This is a genomic window from Methylobacterium sp. Ger2507 (assembly GCF_055231875.1).
This window is the reverse complement of sequence record NZ_JBUYVC010000001.1, coordinates 3,037,501-3,055,517: the sequence shown is the minus strand read 5'-3', so window position 1 is coordinate 3,055,517 and position 18,017 is coordinate 3,037,501. Positions and strand designations below refer to the sequence as shown.

General features: G+C 68.3%; 18 protein-coding genes and 2 tRNA genes (1 of these 20 running past the window's edge). 4 read left to right on the top strand and 16 right to left on the bottom strand.

From position 1 onward, the window contains the following. Nucleotides 1–119: 119 nt before the first annotated feature. The 3 genes from ACV7NL_RS14165 to ACV7NL_RS14155 all read right to left on the bottom strand — a co-directional run bounded on the left by ACV7NL_RS14165 (nucleotide 120) and on the right by ACV7NL_RS14155 (nucleotide 2,836). Nucleotides 120–1,487 (bottom strand): TolC family outer membrane protein, encoded by a 1,368-nt coding sequence (locus ACV7NL_RS14165; RefSeq protein ID WP_463355989.1) that lies wholly within the window; start codon nucleotides 1,485–1,487, stop codon nucleotides 120–122. 293 nt (nucleotides 1,488–1,780) lie between these two features. Next, nucleotides 1,781–2,431, bottom strand: coding sequence for a protein-L-isoaspartate O-methyltransferase family protein (locus ACV7NL_RS14160; protein ID WP_463355988.1), 651 nt, complete (start codon nucleotides 2,429–2,431; stop codon nucleotides 1,781–1,783). Nucleotides 2,432–2,762: 331 nt separating this feature from the next. After that, nucleotides 2,763–2,836: transfer RNA gene (locus ACV7NL_RS14155), tRNA-Cys, on the bottom strand. A gap of 369 nt (nucleotides 2,837–3,205) precedes the next feature. Between ACV7NL_RS14155 and ACV7NL_RS14150 the strand changes: the two genes are divergently transcribed. Beyond that, nucleotides 3,206–3,281 (top strand) — tRNA-Asn (locus ACV7NL_RS14150). 245 nt (nucleotides 3,282–3,526) lie between these two features. On the opposite strand, the gene ACV7NL_RS14145 is transcribed toward ACV7NL_RS14150, so the two are convergent. From ACV7NL_RS14145 to ACV7NL_RS14085, 13 genes are all read right to left on the bottom strand, one after another. After that, nucleotides 3,527–4,168, bottom strand: a complete 642-nt coding sequence (locus tag ACV7NL_RS14145) for a DedA family protein (RefSeq protein WP_056481245.1) — start codon at nucleotides 4,166–4,168, stop codon at nucleotides 3,527–3,529. Nucleotides 4,169–4,357: 189 nt separating this feature from the next. Beyond that, nucleotides 4,358–4,546: a hypothetical protein gene (locus tag ACV7NL_RS14140; protein WP_056184399.1), complete on the bottom strand. Its 189-nt coding sequence runs from the start codon at nucleotides 4,544–4,546 to the stop codon at nucleotides 4,358–4,360. Between the two features lie 184 nt (nucleotides 4,547–4,730). Continuing rightward, a complete protein-coding gene (locus tag ACV7NL_RS14135) occupies nucleotides 4,731–4,931 on the bottom strand; it encodes a hypothetical protein (protein WP_463355987.1) in 201 nt (66 codons plus the stop codon). Between the two features lie 202 nt (nucleotides 4,932–5,133). Beyond that, a complete protein-coding gene (locus ACV7NL_RS14130; protein ID WP_463355986.1) occupies nucleotides 5,134–6,255 on the bottom strand; it encodes a branched-chain amino acid ABC transporter substrate-binding protein in 1,122 nt (373 codons plus the stop codon). A gap of 86 nt (nucleotides 6,256–6,341) precedes the next feature. Continuing rightward, nucleotides 6,342–6,707 carry a DUF6867 family protein gene (locus ACV7NL_RS14125; protein WP_056184393.1) on the bottom strand — a complete coding sequence of 122 codons (366 nt, stop codon included), beginning with the start codon at nucleotides 6,705–6,707 and terminating at the stop codon, nucleotides 6,342–6,344. A gap of 2 nt (nucleotides 6,708–6,709) precedes the next feature. Then, entirely contained in the window at nucleotides 6,710–7,507 is a 798-nt protein-coding gene (locus ACV7NL_RS14120) for an ABC transporter ATP-binding protein (protein ID WP_463355985.1), read from the bottom strand. Further along, entirely contained in the window at nucleotides 7,504–8,316 is an 813-nt protein-coding gene (locus tag ACV7NL_RS14115) for an ABC transporter ATP-binding protein (protein ID WP_056184496.1), read from the bottom strand. The genes ACV7NL_RS14120 and ACV7NL_RS14115 overlap by 4 nt, the downstream gene beginning before the upstream one ends. Nucleotides 8,317–8,420: 104 nt before the next feature. After that, nucleotides 8,421–9,791, bottom strand: a complete 1,371-nt coding sequence (livM, locus tag ACV7NL_RS14110; RefSeq protein WP_463355984.1) for a high-affinity branched-chain amino acid ABC transporter permease LivM — start codon at nucleotides 9,789–9,791, stop codon at nucleotides 8,421–8,423. A gap of 3 nt (nucleotides 9,792–9,794) precedes the next feature. Next, nucleotides 9,795–10,712 (bottom strand): branched-chain amino acid ABC transporter permease, encoded by a 918-nt coding sequence (locus tag ACV7NL_RS14105; protein WP_056481199.1) that lies wholly within the window; start codon nucleotides 10,710–10,712, stop codon nucleotides 9,795–9,797. Between the two features lie 235 nt (nucleotides 10,713–10,947). Further along, nucleotides 10,948–11,361, bottom strand: a complete 414-nt coding sequence (locus ACV7NL_RS14100; RefSeq protein ID WP_247636734.1) for an EF-hand domain-containing protein — start codon at nucleotides 11,359–11,361, stop codon at nucleotides 10,948–10,950. Between the two features lie 133 nt (nucleotides 11,362–11,494). Further along, on the bottom strand, nucleotides 11,495–11,959 hold the full coding sequence (locus ACV7NL_RS14095) for a hypothetical protein (protein WP_463355983.1): 465 nt from the start codon (nucleotides 11,957–11,959) through the stop codon (nucleotides 11,495–11,497). Nucleotides 11,960–12,060: 101 nt separating this feature from the next. Continuing rightward, a complete protein-coding gene (locus ACV7NL_RS14090) occupies nucleotides 12,061–12,468 on the bottom strand; it encodes a hypothetical protein (protein ID WP_463355982.1) in 408 nt (135 codons plus the stop codon). A gap of 54 nt (nucleotides 12,469–12,522) precedes the next feature. Beyond that, nucleotides 12,523–13,182, bottom strand: a complete 660-nt coding sequence (locus tag ACV7NL_RS14085) for a DNA-binding protein (protein WP_463355981.1) — start codon at nucleotides 13,180–13,182, stop codon at nucleotides 12,523–12,525. 179 nt (nucleotides 13,183–13,361) lie between these two features. Here ACV7NL_RS14085 and ACV7NL_RS14080 point away from each other — a divergent pair, with 179 nt between their 5' ends. The 3 genes from ACV7NL_RS14080 to ACV7NL_RS14070 form a co-directional block, all read left to right on the top strand. Next, nucleotides 13,362–14,030 (top strand): response regulator, encoded by a 669-nt coding sequence (locus tag ACV7NL_RS14080; RefSeq protein WP_056184377.1) that lies wholly within the window; start codon nucleotides 13,362–13,364, stop codon nucleotides 14,028–14,030. Next, entirely contained in the window at nucleotides 14,027–15,484 is a 1,458-nt protein-coding gene (locus ACV7NL_RS14075; RefSeq protein ID WP_463355980.1) for a sensor histidine kinase, read from the top strand. Before ACV7NL_RS14080 ends, ACV7NL_RS14075 begins: the two co-directional genes overlap by 4 nt. A 251-nt stretch (nucleotides 15,485–15,735) precedes the next feature. Continuing rightward, nucleotides 15,736–18,017: the 5' portion of an EAL domain-containing protein gene (locus ACV7NL_RS14070; protein WP_463355979.1), read on the top strand. Its footprint extends 1,585 nt past the window's final position; the window shows 2,282 of its 3,867 coding nt (coding positions 1–2,282); the start codon lies at nucleotides 15,736–15,738; its stop codon lies off the right edge, out of view.

The window sequence follows — 18,017 nt, the reverse complement described above, 5'->3', positions numbered from 1 at the left end:
GTTCCGAAACAAGCGCTGGCCGCCGCGCGACGCGGGATAAGCCCGCATCGGATCCAGATATGCGCAGCAGCCGATCCGCTCCGGCGGGCTGCTGCGCTCGCGACCGGCTTTTTCGGAGGTCAGCGGCCGTCGGGCGTGCGCACGCCGTACCAGAGGTCCTTGACCTGATCGAAGTGTTCCTTCGGGCTGTACACCGCGACGGGCAGCGCGGTGTAGCGCACCGTCAGGCGGCCGACGGCCTGGACCACGCCGTAGGAGAAGATCACCCGATCGCGCTGGGCGATGATGAGGTTGGTGCGGGCATTCAATAGTTCCTGTTGCGCGTTGAGGACGTCGAGGGTGGTGCGCTGGCCGACGCGGGCCTCCTCACGCACGCCGTTCAGCGCCACTTCGTTGGCCTGCACCTGCGCCTGAGAGGCGATGACCTGCGCCTTGGCGGCTTCGAGCCGGCCCCAGGCGGTGACGATCGCCGAACGGACCTGATCGCGCGTGTCCTCGGCGTCGAGCCGGCGCTGGCCCACGGTCTCCTTGGCCTGGCGAATCTGCGAGTAGGTCTGGCCGCCCTCGTAGAGGGGGATGGACAGGCGACCGACGATCGAGGCGCTGACCGCGTTGTCGCCCGGGAACTGGTTGTCGTAACGCTGCTGCACCGAGCCCTGAAGGCCGGCGGTGGGATACAGCGCGCCTTCGAGAACCTTTACCTGAGCCTCGGACACATCGACGAGATGCAGTGCCGAGAGGATCTGCGGATGCTCCTTCAGGCCGATGTTCAGCGCGGTATCGAGGCTTGACGGGACGAAGCGGTCCAGCGGCCGACCGGGCGCGAGCTGGCGCGGCTCGACGCCGATATAACGGCGGTAATTGCCGATGCTGGCACGCAGGGTGGCCTCGGCGCCGCTGACCTCGGAGCGTGCGCCAGCCAGGCGTGCCTCGGCCTGGGCGACGTCGGTGCGGGTGACTTCGCCGACGTTGAAGCGGTCGCGCGTCTGACGCAGCTGCTCCTCGAGCACCTCGACGTTGTTGCGGCGCAGTTCGAGGTTCGCCGTATCGCTCAGAACGAACATGTACGACTGGGCGGCATTGAACAGGGTGTTCATCTCGGTGGCGCGCAACGCCTCCCGGACGCGGAGTACGTCCGATTCCGCCTGACGGGTCTGGTTGTCGGTGCGAAAGCCGTTGAAGAGGGTCTGGTTCACCGTGAGGCCCGCGCCGCCCGGCCGCGTGACCTGGTTGAGCTGGAAACCAGATGTTCGGCCCTGGGTCTGAGAAAGGCCGATATCGGCATCGAGGCTGACGGTGGGACGATAGCCGGACTTGGCCTGCGCCACGGTCTCGTCGGTCGCGCGCACGCCGGCGCGGCCCGAATTCAGAGTGGGATTGGCTGCGTAGGCCCGCGACAGGGCGCTCTCCAGCGTTTCGGCACCGGCCGGGCTCGCTACGGCGAGGGCCAGCACGGCGAAGCCGATCGGCCGAAGCCTCGTGCGCATCGCAGGTTTCGAATCTCTCACGCTCGTCGACCCTTGCGGTTTCTAGATGAACCGGACGACCATACGAGATGGCCACCGCGCCACAGCGCGAATCCGGATTGCCCGCCTCAGCGCGGAGAGTAGCCGACCTTGGCCGGCAGAGCACCGGGTGGTTCCAGTCCGCCGCACGAATCCATGTGCGGTGCCGTAAAAAAGCGACACAACTCAAGGTTGATGCTGATTTTGCGCACAACAAGAGGGATTTTGGCAGGCGTCAGGAAAGCGAGGCGTTGCGGCTGTTCGTCAGGCGCGGATTAAAACGCGAAATCGGCCTCGGCCGCGAAAGCACCGAGGGCTGGCAGGGCGGCATCGAAGAGCGGACGCGCACCGAAGGCCTCTCCGGTGCGGACGAACAGAGTCGCCTTGGCGGCCCGGTCTTGCCCCATCACGCAGACCAGGCGACCGCCATCCTTCAATTGGTCGAGCAGGGCCTGCGGGCGGGTTTCCACCCGGCCGTTGACCAGGATGGCGTCGTAGGGGGCGGACTGCGGCGCCCCCGCGTCGAGGGGGCCTTCGACCAGTGTGATGCTGCCCTGGCCCGCCAGACGCTCGCGGGCTCCGGCCAGAAGGTCCGCATCGGATTCGAGGGCCACCACCTCGGCTCCGATCTGTGCCAGGATCGCGGCGGCGTAGCCGTAGCCGGTGGCCACGTCGAGCGCCGTCTCGCCGGGCTGGATCGCCAGGGCCTGGACCATCCGGGCCAGCAGCATCGGCGCCGGCATCGCCCGACCCGAGGGGCCAAGCCGCAGGGTCTGGTCGATATAGGCGAAATCCTCGCGCCCGGGCGGTACGAAGCGCTCGCGGGCGATCTCCTCGAATGCGTCGAGAACCGGGACATCGTTCACGTCGAAGGTCCGCAACTGACAATCGACCATGAGGCGTCGCGCCTGCGCGTAATCGAGCATGGTAGCTGTCTTCCTCGACGCTGAGCCGACGCCGGACGCCGGTCTATCCCTCCGGGCGGCCCGAGCGGCCACGCCGAAGCTTGCGGGTTGTCGGGGATCGATTGGCAAAACGCAAGGTTCTCGACGCCCCTGCCCGTCCGACGATCCGAGACGGTGCGATCCGGCTTCGCCGGCGTCATTCCGTCTCCGGGGACGCCCGAAGAGCCTCTCTTGCGAGAACCCTTCGCGGAAGAACCCTTCGCTTATGAGCCTGGGCTCGGCTTTCCCACGTGGGAGGGCGGTCCGGATCCGGGTGTGATCGCGAAGGTCTTATGAAGGGGGAAATCGACTTTGGAGGCCTCGGAGGGAATCGAACCCCCGTGCAAGGATTTGCAGTCCTCTGCGTAACCACTCCGCCACGAGGCCTCTGTCGCACGGCCCCGAAGGACCCGTTTGGCGACCCCCGTCCGGGCGGCCGGCTCGGGGAGAGGCGTCTCTAGCAGAGCCCCCCGCGTGAGGGCAACGGCCTTTGGACGATCTCCGCAAATTAGGAGGCGGTCGCTTTCGCGACTCGGCCCAAACCGCTCCGACCCGGTGCTGCGATCCACCGCCTCCAATCCGATGCGGCCCCTTACCCAAATCGCGGGCCAAGTCGCGGGCGAGATCGCGGGGTGAGGCGCGGGAATTTCAGGCAGCGCCCCGGGGCACCGGCCAAAAAATGTGACGGAATCGTCAAATCACCGGTCCGGACACCCTTGCGTCCCGGCGAAGCGCTGTGTAGACCCCCGATCGCGGTCCCCGATAGCTCAGTTGGTAGAGCAAGCGACTGTTAATCGCTTTGTCGCAGGTTCGAGTCCTGCTCGGGGAGCCAATCTTTCTTCAAGACTTGGCTGTACTCTTGACGAGGCAGCTATAGCGGTTGAGCCGATCGTGAGATCTGGCCCTGCATACTCGCAACAGTTGGTCCGAAGCGCCCATCGCGTGCGCCACCGTTGCGGTATTTTCGTGAACCCTTTTCTCTCTGTCACGCGTCTCGCGCTCGTCCTTTGAACGACGAACCTCGCCAGCCCCGAGAGCCGGCGAAGTTGGTTTCAAAGGTGCGCGAGCTCGCGTCGATCAGGTGAGTGGGCCCGGAATCGCGCTCTCCGCCTCTGCGAGCAGGCGCGTTTCGTGTTTGCGCACGAACAGCCAGAGGGCGAGGCCGCCGAAGATCACCACGGCGAGCAGGCTAAGGCCCACGGGACCGGCGATATGCTCGATCGAACGGCCACAATAATACGATCCCAGCCCCATGATCGTCGCCCAGGCGATGCCGCCGAGACCGTTGAAGACCAGGAAGCGGCGGGCGTCGAGCTTGTTCACCCCGGCCAGCACGGCCGCGTAGGCCCGCAGCATCGCGGTGAAGCGGCCGAAGAACACGATCTTTCCGCCATGCTCGCGAAAGAGATACTGGCCAAGCTTCAGCCGCCCGTGATCGAGGGCGATGAGGTGACCGTAGCGGAGCAGGAGCGGCATGCCCCAGCGTCGACCGACCCAGTAGCCGAGGTTGTCGCCAAGGATCGCGGCGGCCGCGGCGGCCAGGATGATCAGGCCGATCTGCAGGTGGCCGGTGCTGCCGGCATAGACGGCCGAAGAAATCAGGATGGTCTCGCCCGGCAACGGCACGCCAGCGCTTTCCAAAGCGATGACGACGAAGATCGCAATGTAGCCGTAGCTCGCGATCAGGTCTGCAATTGGAAGATTTGAGAGAAACGACATCGGCATTCCCGGGTGGTGCGATGGGCGCACTGTGCGCGGGAACGTGGCGGGATCGGGGCTGACACGGGGCACCACAGGCCTGGAAACCGCCGAATCCTTTGGGACGATCCGGATGCGAGGTGCCCCTCGCCCGGTCGGAGGCGTCCCGCAGCCACCGCGCATCGCGTGCTCGCAACGGGACGCCGTGGCTCAACCGAAGGAGCCGAAGCCCTCGAAGCTGTCGCTGTCGAAGGTGGAGGGCGGTTCACACGCGACCGGATTGGAAGCGATGTCGTCGGCGGGCGTGTCCGGCTTTCGGGAGAGGGTTTGCGGGAAAATCTCGTCAGAGACAGATGCGAGCGGCGAGTCGGGGCGATCGTGCTGCACGTCTTTGGTCATCCAGGCTCCTCAAGCAGCGTGCCGCGGATAAGGCACAGCTTGGGGTACCTGAGGAACACGGATTCGTGAATCCTGCCGCTGCCCGGTTCCGGCGCATCTGCCATGCGGTAGCGGGATGACGCGACCACGCATCGGAGAGATCGCGGCGGGGGCCGCGATCGAAGATCCGGCAGCGGGTTTGTGGTCAGGCGTTCTTGCGCGGCCGATGGCTTGGGTCGATCCCGCCCTCGGGCGTGGTCTCGTTGTCGACATCGCCTTCGAAGGTCGAATCCGCCGCGATGTCCTCCGGGTCGCGCCCCGTCATGCCCTTCGATGCGCCGATGCCTGGACTGCCCTTCAAATCGGCATCGCTTGGGACATCGGTCTTCAGATGCTTGTTCGACATGTCTGCTCCCACTGATGAGGGCTCGGCGCCTTGTCCGGCGCTTCGCGATCGTTCTCAGCCAACCGGCCGGCTGTGGGCGCCGTTCCCGGCGGATTGGGTGCGCGCGTGGTCGCGGGGGAAGCGTGGTGTCGATGGTCAGCCCTGAAAATAGGAGAGGCCGGGGGATGCGTTCCCCCCGGCCTCCCCGTCGGTGCGTCCCGGCCTACGGCTGTTCGTTGCCGGCGTAGTTGATGGAGCCGTCGGCGCCCTTCTTCCACATGTACATCACGTAGTCCGGCCGGGTGATGTCGCCCTTCTTGTCGTACGAGATGTCGCCGATCACCGTGCTGAAGGGCTTGCCCTCGTGCATGTAGGCGGCGACCTTCTGGCCGTCGGTCGACTTCGTCGCCTTCATCGCGTCAGTCAGGATCTGCATGGCGGCGTAGGAGTAGAGCGTGTAGCCTTCGGGATCGAAGTTGATCGCCTTGAAGGCGTCGACCGTGGCCTTGGACTTCGGATTCTTGCGGGCATCCGGCGAGAAGGTCATCAGGGTGCCGTCGGAGCCCGGGCCCGCCACCTGGGCGAACTCGCGGTCGGCGATGCCGTCACCCCCCATCAGCGGTGCGTTGAGGCTCTGGTCGCGCATCTGGCGGATCAGCAAGCCCGCCTCGGTGTAGAGGCCACCGAAATAGACCACGTCGACATTGGCTTGCTTGAGTTTGGAGACCAGAGCCGAGAAATCCTTCTCGCCCGGGTTGATTCCCTCATAGAGCACGTTGGTGCCACCCTTGGCCTTGAGGGCCTTCAGGGTCTCGTCGGCCAAGCCCTTGCCGTAGGGGGTCTTGTCGTGGACGAAGGCGATCTTCTTGCCCTTGAACTTGTCGGCGAGGTAGGCGCCCGCCACCGCGCCCTGCTGGTCGTCGCGACCGCAGGTGCGGAAAGTATTCCAGTTGCCGCGCTCGGTATACTTGATCGCCGTGGAGGCCGGGCTGACCTCGACGATGCCGGCTTCCTGCAGCACGTCCGAGACCGGGATGGAGACGCCCGAGTTGAAGGCGCCGACCACGGCCTTCACGCCCTCGGAGGCGAACTTGTTGGCGACCGACACGCCTTGCTTCGGGTCGGAGGCGTCGTCGCCCACCGTCATCACCAGCTTCTCGCCGTTGACGCCGCCGGCCTTGTTGATGTCGGCGATGGCCTGCTGGGCCCCGGTCTTGATCTGCGCACCGAAGGCGGCGTTCGGGCCGGTGACGGGAACCACGACGCCGATCTTGATCTCGGCCTGAGCGGCGGTGGCCGCCAGCATCAGGCTGAGGGCGACACCGGCTGAAAACAGTGACTTCATGCTCGTTTCCCCTCTTCAGGCGCCGGACCGGGCGTTCGCTTCGCCGGTACGGTCGCCAAAACGCGGTGTGGTCTCGCGCCGCGCCGTCACGGCGTCGGCGCGCTCGTCCGGTCCCGCCAGCTCAGCGGTCCGGTGCGCTCGTAGAGCCAGGCATATTGCCGGGTCATCTGTCCGGTGCGGGTGTAGCGATAGGCCACGGCCCCGATGGCCAGGACAACCACCGCGTCGACCAGATAGGCCGGAAGCGACAGCAGCGGGTCCTCGAACAGCGCGTAGTGCAGGAACCGCGTCACCGCCGCGATCAGCAGCAGGGCCAGGGCGCAGTGCCAGAACGGGCGCCAGCCGCGGGCGAGTCCGCTGCCCGTCATCCAGGCGGCACCGCCCCCCATCGCCACGGTAATCAGGAGGAAGATGCCCAGGGTACGCAGATCGAGGCTGAAACCATCGGCCATGCTCAATGCGATCCCCCCTCGAGGTAGGCGGCCTTCACCTGCGGGTCGTCGAGGAGCGCCTGACCGGTGCCGCTCATCGTGACCGCCCCCGTGACCATGACGTAGCCGCGATGCGCGAGCTTGAGGGCATGATAGGCGTTCTGCTCGACGATGAACACGGTCAGGCCCTCGCGGGCGTTGAGGTCGCGCACGGCGGAGAAGATCTGCTTGACCACCAGGGGCGCCAATCCGAGCGAGGGCTCATCGAGCATGAGCAGGCGCGGCCGGCTCATCAGGGCACGGGCGATGGCGAGCATCTGCTGCTCGCCCCCCGACATGGTGCCGCCGCGCTGATCGATGCGCTCCCGCAGGCGCGGGAACAGGGTGCACATGCGCTCGAGATCCTCGGCGAAGTGCTTGCCGCCGTTGACGGCCGCGCCCATCTGCAGGTTCTCGCGCACCGTCATGCGGGAGAAGATGCGCCGACCTTCGGGAGATTGGGCCAGGTTGAGCCGGGCGATCTCGTGGGTCGGCAGCTTCGTGATGTCCTGGCCCGCGAAGGTGATGGAGCCTTCGCGCGCCTGGGGCTGGCCGAAGATGGTCATCATCAGGGTCGACTTGCCGGCCCCGTTGGCCCCGATCAGGGCGACGATTTCACCCTCGTGCACGTCGATGTCGACGCCCTTCAGGGCGCGGATGCTGCCGTAATAGGCCGAGACGCCGCGCACGCTGAGCAGCGGCGCTTTCGCGCCCTCCCCGTCGGTCTTCCCCGTCCGGGCGCGGGTCTCGTCCACCAGCACGTTGATGCCCGCGACGCTCATGCCGTTGTTCCCGCCAGACCGACTTCCGCTTCCACCGCCGCCACCTCCTCGTCGTCGACGCCGAGATAGGCCGCGATCACCCGGGTGTCGTTGCGGATCTCGTCCGGCGTGCCGTCCGCGATCTTGATGCCGTAGTCGAGCACCACGATGCGGTCGGAGATCTGCATCACCACCGACATGTCGTGCTCGATCAGCAGGACCGAGGTGTCGTACTCGTCGCGGATCATCCGCAGCAGGGTGTTGAGATCGGCCGATTCCCGCGGGTTGAGGCCGGCCGCCGGCTCGTCGAGGCAGAGCAGCACCGGGTCGGTGCACATGGCGCGGGCGATCTCCAGGCGGCGCTGGTCGCCATAGGGCAGGTCGCCCGCCGGCTCGTCGGCCCGGTGGGTCAGGCCGATGCGTTCGATCCAGCCGGCGGCCTTCGCGATGGCCTCATCCTGCGCGCGGCGATAGCCCGGCAGGCCGAGGATGCCCGCGAGCGAGAAGCCGGAGGCCCGCATCAGCGGCTTGTGCATGGCCACCAGCAGGTTCTCCAGCACGGTCATCTGCGGGAACAGCCGGATGTTCTGGAAGGTGCGGGCGACCCGGGCGAGGCGGTTGACGTCGTGGCCCGGCAGGCGCTCCAGCAGATAGGTCTCGCCGCCCGCCTGCGACAAGCGGATCATGCCCTCGGTTGGCTTGTAGAAGCCGGTGATGCAGTTGAAGACCGTGGTCTTGCCGGCGCCGTTCGGACCGATCAGCGCGGTGATGTCGCCGCGCCCGACCTTGAACGACAGGTCGCCCACGGCGGTGAGGCCGCCGAACCGCATGGTGAGGTGGTCGACCACCAGGATCGGGTCGGCCGGGCCGCCGGAAATCGCGGCCGGCGGCGCGTCCTGCAGCGTGGCGAGGCGGGTGGTGCCGGTGGCGAGGCTCATGCGGTGCGCCCTCCCAGGCGGACCGAGGGCGAGCGCTCGGAAATCAACCCGCGCGGGCGCCAGACCATCATGCAGACCATGGCGAGGCCGAACAGCAGCAGGCGGTACTCGTTCGGGTCGAAGCCCTCGCCGAATACCGCCTTGAGGAAGGTGAGATTACGCAGCAGTTCCGGCGCGCCGACCATCACGACGGCGGCGATGGCGACGCCGATCTGGCTGCCCATGCCGCCCAGCACCACGATTGCCAGGATGATCGCGCTCTCGAGGAAGTTGAAGCTCTCGGGGCTGACGAAGCCCTGGCGCACGGCGAAGAACGAGCCGGCGAAGCCCGCGAACATGGCGCCGAGCGCAAAGGCGGTGAGCTTGGTCATGGTGGTGTCGATGCCGAGCGAGCGGCAAGCGATCTCATCCTCGCGCAGGGCCTCCCAGGCGCGGCCCAGCGGCAGGCGGCGCATGCGGAGCGTCACCAGGTTGGTGATCAGCGCCAGGGCGAGGATCAGGTAGTAGAGGAAGACGATCCGGTGCATCGGACTGAAGCTCAGCCCGAAGGTCTGGGCGAACCCGCCCTCCCCGGCCGTGAACGGGATGCCGAAGAAGCTGGCGCGGGGGATCGAGGACAGGCCGGCGGCGCCGCCGGAGAAGTCGACCCAGTTGATGAGCACGAGGCGGATAATCTCGCCGAAGGCGAGCGTCACAATGGCGAGGTAGTCGCCGCGCAGGCGCAGCACCGGGAAGCCGAGGAGCACACCGAAGGCGGCGGCGAACAGGCCGGCCAGCGGCAGGCAGATCCAGAACGAGAGCCCGAACACCGTGGAGAGCAGCGCGTAGGAATAGGCGCCCACGGCGTAGAAGGCGACGTAGCCGAGGTCGAGCAGCCCGGCGAGGCCGACGACGATGTTCAGGCCCCATCCGAGCATGACGTAGGTGAGGATGAGAATGCCGAGATCGATCCAGTAGCGCCCCTCCGACAGGCCGCCCGAACCCAGGGCGGCGAGCAGCGGCAGGGTCAGCGCGACGGCGAGCGTCACCGGACCGAGCACGCGGCCGGCCCGCCTCGCGACCGGCGCCGCATCGAGGGTCGCGAGACGGTGGACTTCCCGCCGGCGCGCGACCTCGCCGAGCAGCAGGCGCTGGCCGAGGCGCAGCACGAACACGGCGAGACACAAGCCCGCGACGACGCCCCAGCGGCCGGTGAGTTCGAGGCCGGTGCCCTGCCCGAGATCGGTGCGGTAGGCCACCACGGGAATGCTCAACCCGAGCGTCACCAGGGCGAAGAGGGCCGAATCCTTGAGCATCTCAGGGAGCGCCGCGCCGGAGGGCCGGGCGACGGTGGGGGCCACCGCGCCGATGGTCGATCCTGTGGCCATGGTTCAGACCTTCTCGACTTCGGGGCGTCCGAGGATGCCGGATGGTTTGAAGATGAGCACCACGATGAGGATGAGGAACGCGGCCACGTCCTTGTACTCGATGGAGAAATAGGCCGACCAGAAGGTCTCGATCAGCCCGATGATCAGCCCGCCGAGGACGGCACCGGGAAGCGAGCCGATACCGCCGAGCACCGCCGCCGTGAAGGCTTTCACGCCGGGCACGAACCCGTCCGAGAACGAGACCACACCGTAATAGAGGAGGTAGAGGGTTCCGGCGACGGCGGCGAGGGCGGCGCCCAACACGAAGGTCAGCGAGATGGTCCGGTCGACGTTGATGCCGAGCAAGGCCGCCATGCGCCGGTCCTGCTCACAGGCGCGCTGGGCCCGGCCGAACGAGGTACGCTGGACGAGGTACCAGAAGCCGGCGAGCAGGAGCGCCGTCGTCGTCATGATGATCGCCTGCTTGTAGGACAGGGTCACGGTGTATTGCTCGTTCTGGTAGAGCACGATCACGTCGCGGACGAGGGGTGGAACCGGCTTGTTGCGGGCGCCCTGCACCACCTGGACGAAGTTCGACAGGAAGATCGAGACGCCGATGGCCGAGATCAGCGGTGCGAGGCGGAACGAGCCGCGCAAGGGACGGTAGGCTACCCGCTCGATGGCCCAGCCCCAGAGCGCGGTCAGGATCATCGCCAGGACCAGCACGATGAGGAACACCAGGGCGACCGATGTGAGTCCGAGCCAGGTGGTCAGGATCAGGAAGAAGATCAGCGCGATGAAGGATGACAGCATGAAGACGTCGCCGTGGGCGAAGTTCACCATGCCGATGATGCCGAAGACCATGGTGTAGCCGAGCGCGATCAGCCCGTAGATCGACCCGAGCGTCAGGCCGTTGATGAACTGCTGGGCGAAAAATTCCATGTACCGGCCTTCGTTTCGACGCCGCGGCCATTCGCGAATGAGATGTGAGAACGGGGATAGCATGTGCGAATGGCATGCCAGCCTGGAATGTTCTGAACAAACGCCTCCGGTCAATCCTCACCGCGGCGCGACGCTTGAGCCTCCCCGATTCCTGAAACGCGAACGGCCCGGCGCGTGGAGCGCCGGGCCGTCGAACGGAAGCGTCGGAGTCCGGTGCCTTCGGCACCGGTCGGACTTACTTGAGCAGCGAGACCAGGGCCTTGCCGGCGGGGGTCTTCAACTCCTTGGCGTCGAGGGTGCCGTCGTTGTCCGGATCGGCGGCCTTGAAGCGGGCCTCCACGAGGGCGAGGTACTCGGCCTTGTCCAGGGTACCGTCCGAATCCGGATCGGCGGCCTTCAGGGCCTTCTTGCTGACCCGGCCCTTGAGCTCCTTGGTATCCAGAGTGCCGTCCTTGTCGGATTCCAGCTTGTCGAACAGCGCGCCGGCCACGGCCTGGGCTTCCTTGAGATCGATGGTGCCGTCGTTGTCGGTGTCGACCATCGTGATCACCTTCGCGGCGCTGGCTTCCTTGGCCGAAGCCGGGATGGCCAGGGGAAGCGCGAGGGCGGCGGCACCGAGGATGCCGGCGAGACGGGACAGGTTGGACATGCAGAGAACTCCGTATCAGCAATAACGATTGCCAATCTATCACGCCGAAACGGATCGGCGAAAGATTCATGTTGCAACGCGGTATCGCTTCCAGGCTGCTGGTCCCGCTCCCGCCCCGCCCTATGGCAGGCGATCAGTCCATTACGGTGGCGCCGTTGGATATCGTCTTGGTCTTGCGGATCACCCCCGCGAAGGTGACGTGCGCCTCGAAATGCCCGCCGTCCTTCCGAGCATGGATTTCGAAATGCTTCGGCTTGCGCCGGGCCTCCCCGTCGACCTGATAGCCCGCCTGCCGCAACGCCGCGAGAGCGAGCGCCGGATCGGCCTTCCCCGCATCTCCGTCCTCGGGACGAGACCGGGGGATGCGGTGCCGCGTGCCGTCCGGAGCCGTGATGGCGCTGGCCTTGATCTCCGAGGGTTTTTGCTCGCCGGTTGCCGCGATGGCATCGCCCGGCTTCAGGGTCACCGCTGCGCGGGCGAGCGCCTCGGCGCCCTCCGGGCCGAGATCCACGAGGACGCGGCCTTCGGGGCACTCGAGTGCGAGGCGATGGCCGAACAGGGCCCAGATGGTTCCGTGCGTGCTGCGTGATGGGGACATGGGCTGATGGTGCTTCCTTGAGATTGGGGGCAAACCGGGATGCAGGCAGGCCGAGATGCGGCGGCTTCGGGAACCGCCGCACCGGTCCTGGGGTGCGGGGATCAGCGGGCCTCAGGCTTGGCAGTCTCAGGCTTGGCAGTCTCAGGCTTGGCAGTCTCAGGCTTGGCAGTTTCCGGCTTGGCAGTCTCCGGCTTGGGACCTTCGGGCTTCGAAGGGTCCGGCTTCGGTAGTGCGGCCAGGCGGTCGAGCATCTGCAGGGTGAGATCGGCACAGGCCCTCATGGGCTCGTCGTCGGCACATTTGACATCGACGGCGGTTTCGCCCCGTTCCAAGCGGAAATGCGCGGCCTTTGGCGGCGGCGGCGCATCGGGTCCGCGACGAGGGCCGCCCGGAGGCGCACCGGCCTCCGGTCCGGCGCGCGGACCACCGGGCGGCGGGGCCGGCTGGGCGACGGCCGCGCCGGCAACGAGGATCGCGGCGGCGGCGAGAAGGGCTGTGGTCTTCGTCATGATGGAGGTCCTGTCCGGGGAGATCGAAGGGTGGGGAATGGTGTCACAGGGCGTTCAGAACACCCGCTTTTCGCGGACCTGACCGTCGAAGCCGACATGGAGCTGGCGCTCGCGCCCATCGCTGCCGCGTGCGGCGACCTCGAGGTGACGCGGCCCCCGGCCGGTGACCCGAATGTCGGAGTAGCCGGCCGCCGCGACGCCGGCGGTCAGGGCCGGCACGTCGGGCTTTGCCCCGAGGCCGACCTTGTCCTTGGCCCAGTCCAGGGCTCCGGCGGGCGGGCCGCCGGCGGGGCCGATGCGGACTTGGCTGCCATCGGCGCGGGTGATGAGCAGGGCGTGAAGGAAGCCGTTCTCGAACCGGCCCTGCACGGTGACGGCCTCGCCCGGCTTCACGAGGGTGCCTCCCTCTCCCTGGCGCCCGATCTCCACCAGTGCCTTGCCGGTCCCGTCCTGCATCACGAACTTGTTGCCGTAGATCTCGGCGACGTCGCCCTTGGCGGCGATCGAGCCCGAGGCCTTCAGGGCGGAGATCGCGGTGGGCGCCACCGGCGTCATCACCGAGGCGCCGGTCTGGGCCAGCGACAGGCCGACCGCGCCGAAGGCGAGGGGCGCCGCGATGGCGCCGACGACGAGGCCGCGGCGCGAGCGCTTCGGGGCCGGGGTGAGGGTCGGCGTGGGGCTGGCGGGTGTGCTGCTCTGCAGAGTCTCGGTCATGGTGGCCTGTCCTTCTGGGGTTCGACGGTGGCCCTCTCGGGTTGGCGGCGTTCTAGGTCGGGGCCTCCAACCCGATCTGAACCGGACGGTTCAGCCCCCGTTAAACGACGCGGCTTAGGCCGCTCCCGCACGCTTGCCCTGCCCTCGCTTCCCGCCCTTCCATCCCCGGACCCGACTCCATGAAACTCCTGCTGGTGGAGGATGACGCGCCGCTGGCCGCCGAGATCGCCAAGGCGCTCCGGGCCGAGAACTTCGCCCTGGACCACGCCGTCAATGGCGAGGACGCGCAGCATCTCGGTGAGACCGAGACCTACGACGCCGTGGTGCTCGATCTCGGCCTGCCGAGGCGCGACGGCCTCTCCGTCCTGCAGGCCTGGCGCATCGCGGGGCTCACCGTCCCTGTGCTCATCCTCACGGCCCGGGACGGTTGGAGCGACAAGGTCGCGGGCTTCAAGGCGGGTGCCGACGACTTCCTGGTCAAGCCGTTTCGGGTCGAGGAACTGGTGATCCGTCTGAGGGCTCTGGTACGCCGGGCGAGCGCGCACGGGGCGTCCCGCGTCACCTGCGGTCCCCTTTCCTACGAATCCGGCCTCGGCACCTTCGAGCGCGACGGCCTGCCCCTCAGGCTCACCGGCCTCGAATGGCGGGTCCTGTCCTGTCTGATCCTGCACAAGGACGGGGTGATGCCGCGCAGCCAGCTCATCGAACGGGTCTATGACGGCGATGCCGACGTCGATTCAAACTCGGTCGAGGTCATCATCACGCGCCTGCGCCGCAAGATCGCCCCCGCGCGGATCGAGGGCGTGCGCGGCCATGGCTATCGGCTGCTGCCGGGCGATCCCGCATGACGCCGCCACCCTCGGGGCGGGGTCCGCGGCCTGCCGGGCTGACGAAGCCCGCTGCGCCGGACAAGCCTGCTCTGCTGGACAAGCCCGGTCCACCTGCAAAGCCCGCCGGGCTTCTCCAGCTCGGGTCCCTCCAGCGCCGGCTGCTGCTGGCCGCCCTGGCCTTCGTCACCCTCGCGCTGGTGGTCGCCGGCCTGGCGATCGGGGTGATCCTGCACCGCTTCGTGCGGGCGCAGCTCGACAGCCGACTCGGCAGCCAACTCGTCGCCATCGCGGCGAGTTTGGAACGCGGCCCCGGCGAGCACCTCCGCCTCGACCGCACCCTCGATGGCCCGCCCTTCGACCGCCCGCGCTCGGGCTGGTACTGGCAGGTCCGGCAGGGGCGCACCACGCTGCGGGCGGACTCCCTCGAAGGGCGCGACCTTCCCGTACCGGATCGGCCGGCACATGATCCCGACCCGGACCGCGCCCAGCCCAGCGACGCGACCGGTCCCTGGGGTGACGCGCTCATCCTGCGGACGCGCGTGCTGCCGGCTGAGGCGGGCCGTCCGCCGGTGATTCTCGTCGCGTCCGCCCCCGCCCAGGCCCTCAACGGCCCCTTGCGCGAGGCGGGCCGTGCCCTCGCCGCCATCCTGGGCATCCTCGGACTCTGCCTCGTAGCCGGCACCGTGGCGCAGGTTCGCCTCGGCCTGCGCCCCCTGGAGCGCCTGCGCCGGGACATCGCCGAGGTCCGGGCCGGCCGGCGCCCCCGCATTCCCGGCCAGCAGCCCGCCGAGATCCGTCCCCTGGTGACGGAGGTGAATGCTCTGCTCGACCAGAACGCCGCCAACCTCGAACGGGCGCGCACCCATGTGGCGAATCTCGCCCATGGCCTGAAGACGCCGCTGGCCACCCTCACTCTCGCCCTGTCCGACCGAACGCGCGACCCGGATGGCGGTCTGGCGGCTCTCGTTGCGGCCATGGACCGGCAGGTGCGCCATCATCTGCGGCGCGCGCGCACCGCCGCCCTCGGCGGCGCGACCCGCGCCAGGACCGATCTCGCCGGCCCCCTGTCCGACCTGCGCACCACCTTCGGCCGGCTCTATGCCGAGAAGACGCTGGTCATCGATCTCGATCTTCCGGAGGGGCTTGCGGCGGCCTGCGACCCCCAGGACATCGACGAGATGCTGGGCAACCTCATCGACAATGCCTGCCAGTGGAGCCGCGGCCGGGTCCGCATCGCCGGACGGCCCGCCGAGGCCGGCGTCACCCTGACGGTGGAGGATGACGGCCCCGGACTGGATGCCGCCGCCGCCGCGCGGGCGATCCGGCCCGGTGGGCGCCTCGACGAGAGCGTTCCGGGCCATGGCTTCGGTCTGTCGATCACCACTGAACTCGCGGAACTCTACGGCGGAGGGCTCCAACTCGGACGCTCTGATCTCGGAGGCTTGAGCGCCCGGCTGCAACTGCCGGCCTGATCCGGCCCCGGAGCGATCCTGGCGAGAGGCGGATCGGGCCCGTGCCCACTGCCAATCCGGGCGCGCCCGTATAAACGAACGTTAAAGGCTGCTGCCGCATGATCGGACGTCGGCGACTCTGTAGGGGGCTCCCGCAGGTCACCGACGGCAATCATGCCGCTGCGGGAGCCTGTCATCGACACCGGCTTCTGCAGGCATTCGGGAGACACGCGGATGTGCCGCGGGCCGCGGGTCGGCGAGAGGGAAGTGACGTGCCGAGCGCCCCCGTCGAGACGCAGCGTCTGGCGATCCTGAACGATCTGGGGCTGCTGGAGAGCCCGCCGGAGGCGCATCTCGATGCCGTCTGCCGCATGGCCTGCGCCCTGTTCGGCGTGCCCATCGCCCTCGTGAACCTGGCGGGCAGCGAGACCTACACCCTGAAGGCCCGCTGCGGCATCGCTGAGAGCGGACCCCTACCGCGCGCTGGCGCCTTCTGCGACCGCACCATCCTGGGAGAGCCGGGGGCGGTGCTGGTGCTTCCCGACCTCCTGGCCGATGCCGAATTCGCGGTCAGCCCCCTCGTCACCGGGACGCCCCATGCCCGCTTCTACGCCGGCGTTTCGCTGGTCCTGTCGGATGGCCTGCCGCTGGGCACGCTCTGCGTGATTGACACCGTCCCGCGCGACGATTTCGATGCGGTCAGCGCGTCACGCCTGCGCGACCTCGGGACGATCGTCGAGGCTCACCTGCGTCTCACCGCTGCCCAGCGCGCGAGCGAGGCCGAGCGGGCCGAGCGCCACCGGGCCGAAACGCTGCTGGCCGCGAAGGCCGCCGATCTCAAGCTCGTGGTCAGCGCTCAACGGATGACCGAATCCGTCGCCCATATCGGGTATTGGCGCATCCATCCGAAGACCCGCATGGTTTCCTGGTCCGAGGGCGTCTGCGGCGTCTTCGGACGTCCGATGCCGCCCGGTGGCGAGATCCCCCTGGAGCGCCACCTCGGCTACTATCATCCGGACGACCGTGCGGCGGTGGCCGCGCGCATCGATGCGGCCCTGGACGAGGCGGGACCCGACAGCGCGACCTACCAGGGACGGGCGCGGATCGTCCGACCGGACGGAAGCCTGTGCCACGCCATCGTCCAGGGCGTCGCCGAACGGGCCTTGGCCGGCGGGCAGGTGGCGCTCTACGGCCTCATCCTCGACGTCACCGACCTCGTCACGTCCGAGGCCCAGCTCCGCGAAAAGGATCTGCGCCTGCGCGCCATCCTGGAGAATATGGACCAGGGGCTGGTGATGCTCGATGCCCAGGGTTGCGTGCGCCTGCTCAATCCCCGGGCGCAGCAGCTCCTCGCGCTGCCGGACACCGTCCTGCGGGAATCCGCGCCCCTGTCCGAGATCCTCGCCGTCTTGTCCGGACGGGGCGACCTCGCCGCGGCGGTCTTTCCGGAGGGGCCGCCGCGGCTGCGCGACGCGGCAGGTGCCTGGGCGCCGCTGCGATTCGATTGGCGCCGGCCCAATGGTGCGACCCTCGAGGTTCGGGGCGTGACCCTGCCGGATGGTGGGATCGTCCACACCTTCACCGATGTCACCGAGCATCGCGCGGCCGAGGCCCGGACTCAGGACGGCGAGCGGCGCTACCGGCTGCTGGCGGATTCCGTCTCCGACATGATCGTCCGCCGCAGCGTCGCCGCGTCGAGCGAGGGGGATGCTCCGAGCCTGGATGTCCCTGCCCGGGATGTCCCTGCCCGGGATGTTCGCACCTACGTCTCCCCCGCGTCGCAGGACCTCCTCGGCTACACCCCCGAGGAGATGCTGCGCCTTCCCTTAAATGACTCGCTCCATCCCGATGACAGGGCCGCCACGCTAGGGTTTCTCGAGGGCTTCCGGACCGGCCGGACCGAGCGCGGGCGCATCACCCATCGCCTTCGGCACCGGGATGGGCGCTGGATCTGGATCGAGGCCCAGACGCGGCTCGTGCGCGACGCGGCCGGGCGTCCCCACGAGACTATCACGGCCGCGCGCGACGTCAGCGAGCGGATGGCGGCCGAGCAGGCCCTGCGCCTCGGTGAGGCGCGTTACCGGGCGCTTGCCGATTCCCTGCCGCAGATCGTCTGGGTGGTGTCCCTCCGGGACGGGGAGGCCACCTACGTCAACCAGCGCTTCGAGAACTTCTACGCTCCGATCGGTTCGGCGCGCGCGGCCCGCCTGGCCTGCAACCATCCCGACGATGCCGAGCGGATGGAGCAGGCTTTTCGCGAGGCCTCGCGGGAGGGCGATCCCTACGAGGTCGAGGGCCGCCTGCGCCGGCAGGACGGCGTCTATCGCTGGCACAAGCTGGTGATTCTGCCGATCCGGGAGGACGGCGTCGTGGTGGGCCTGCTCGGGACCGCCCTCGACATCGACGACATCGTCACGGCACGCAAAGCCCTGGAGGAGACCTCGAACCTGCTGCGGCTCGCCCAGGAATCGGCGGGAGCCGGCCTCTGGTCATGGGACCTGAGGGAGGGCATCGTCCGTCTCTCGGCCGACAGCGCGCGGATGTACGGCTTGCC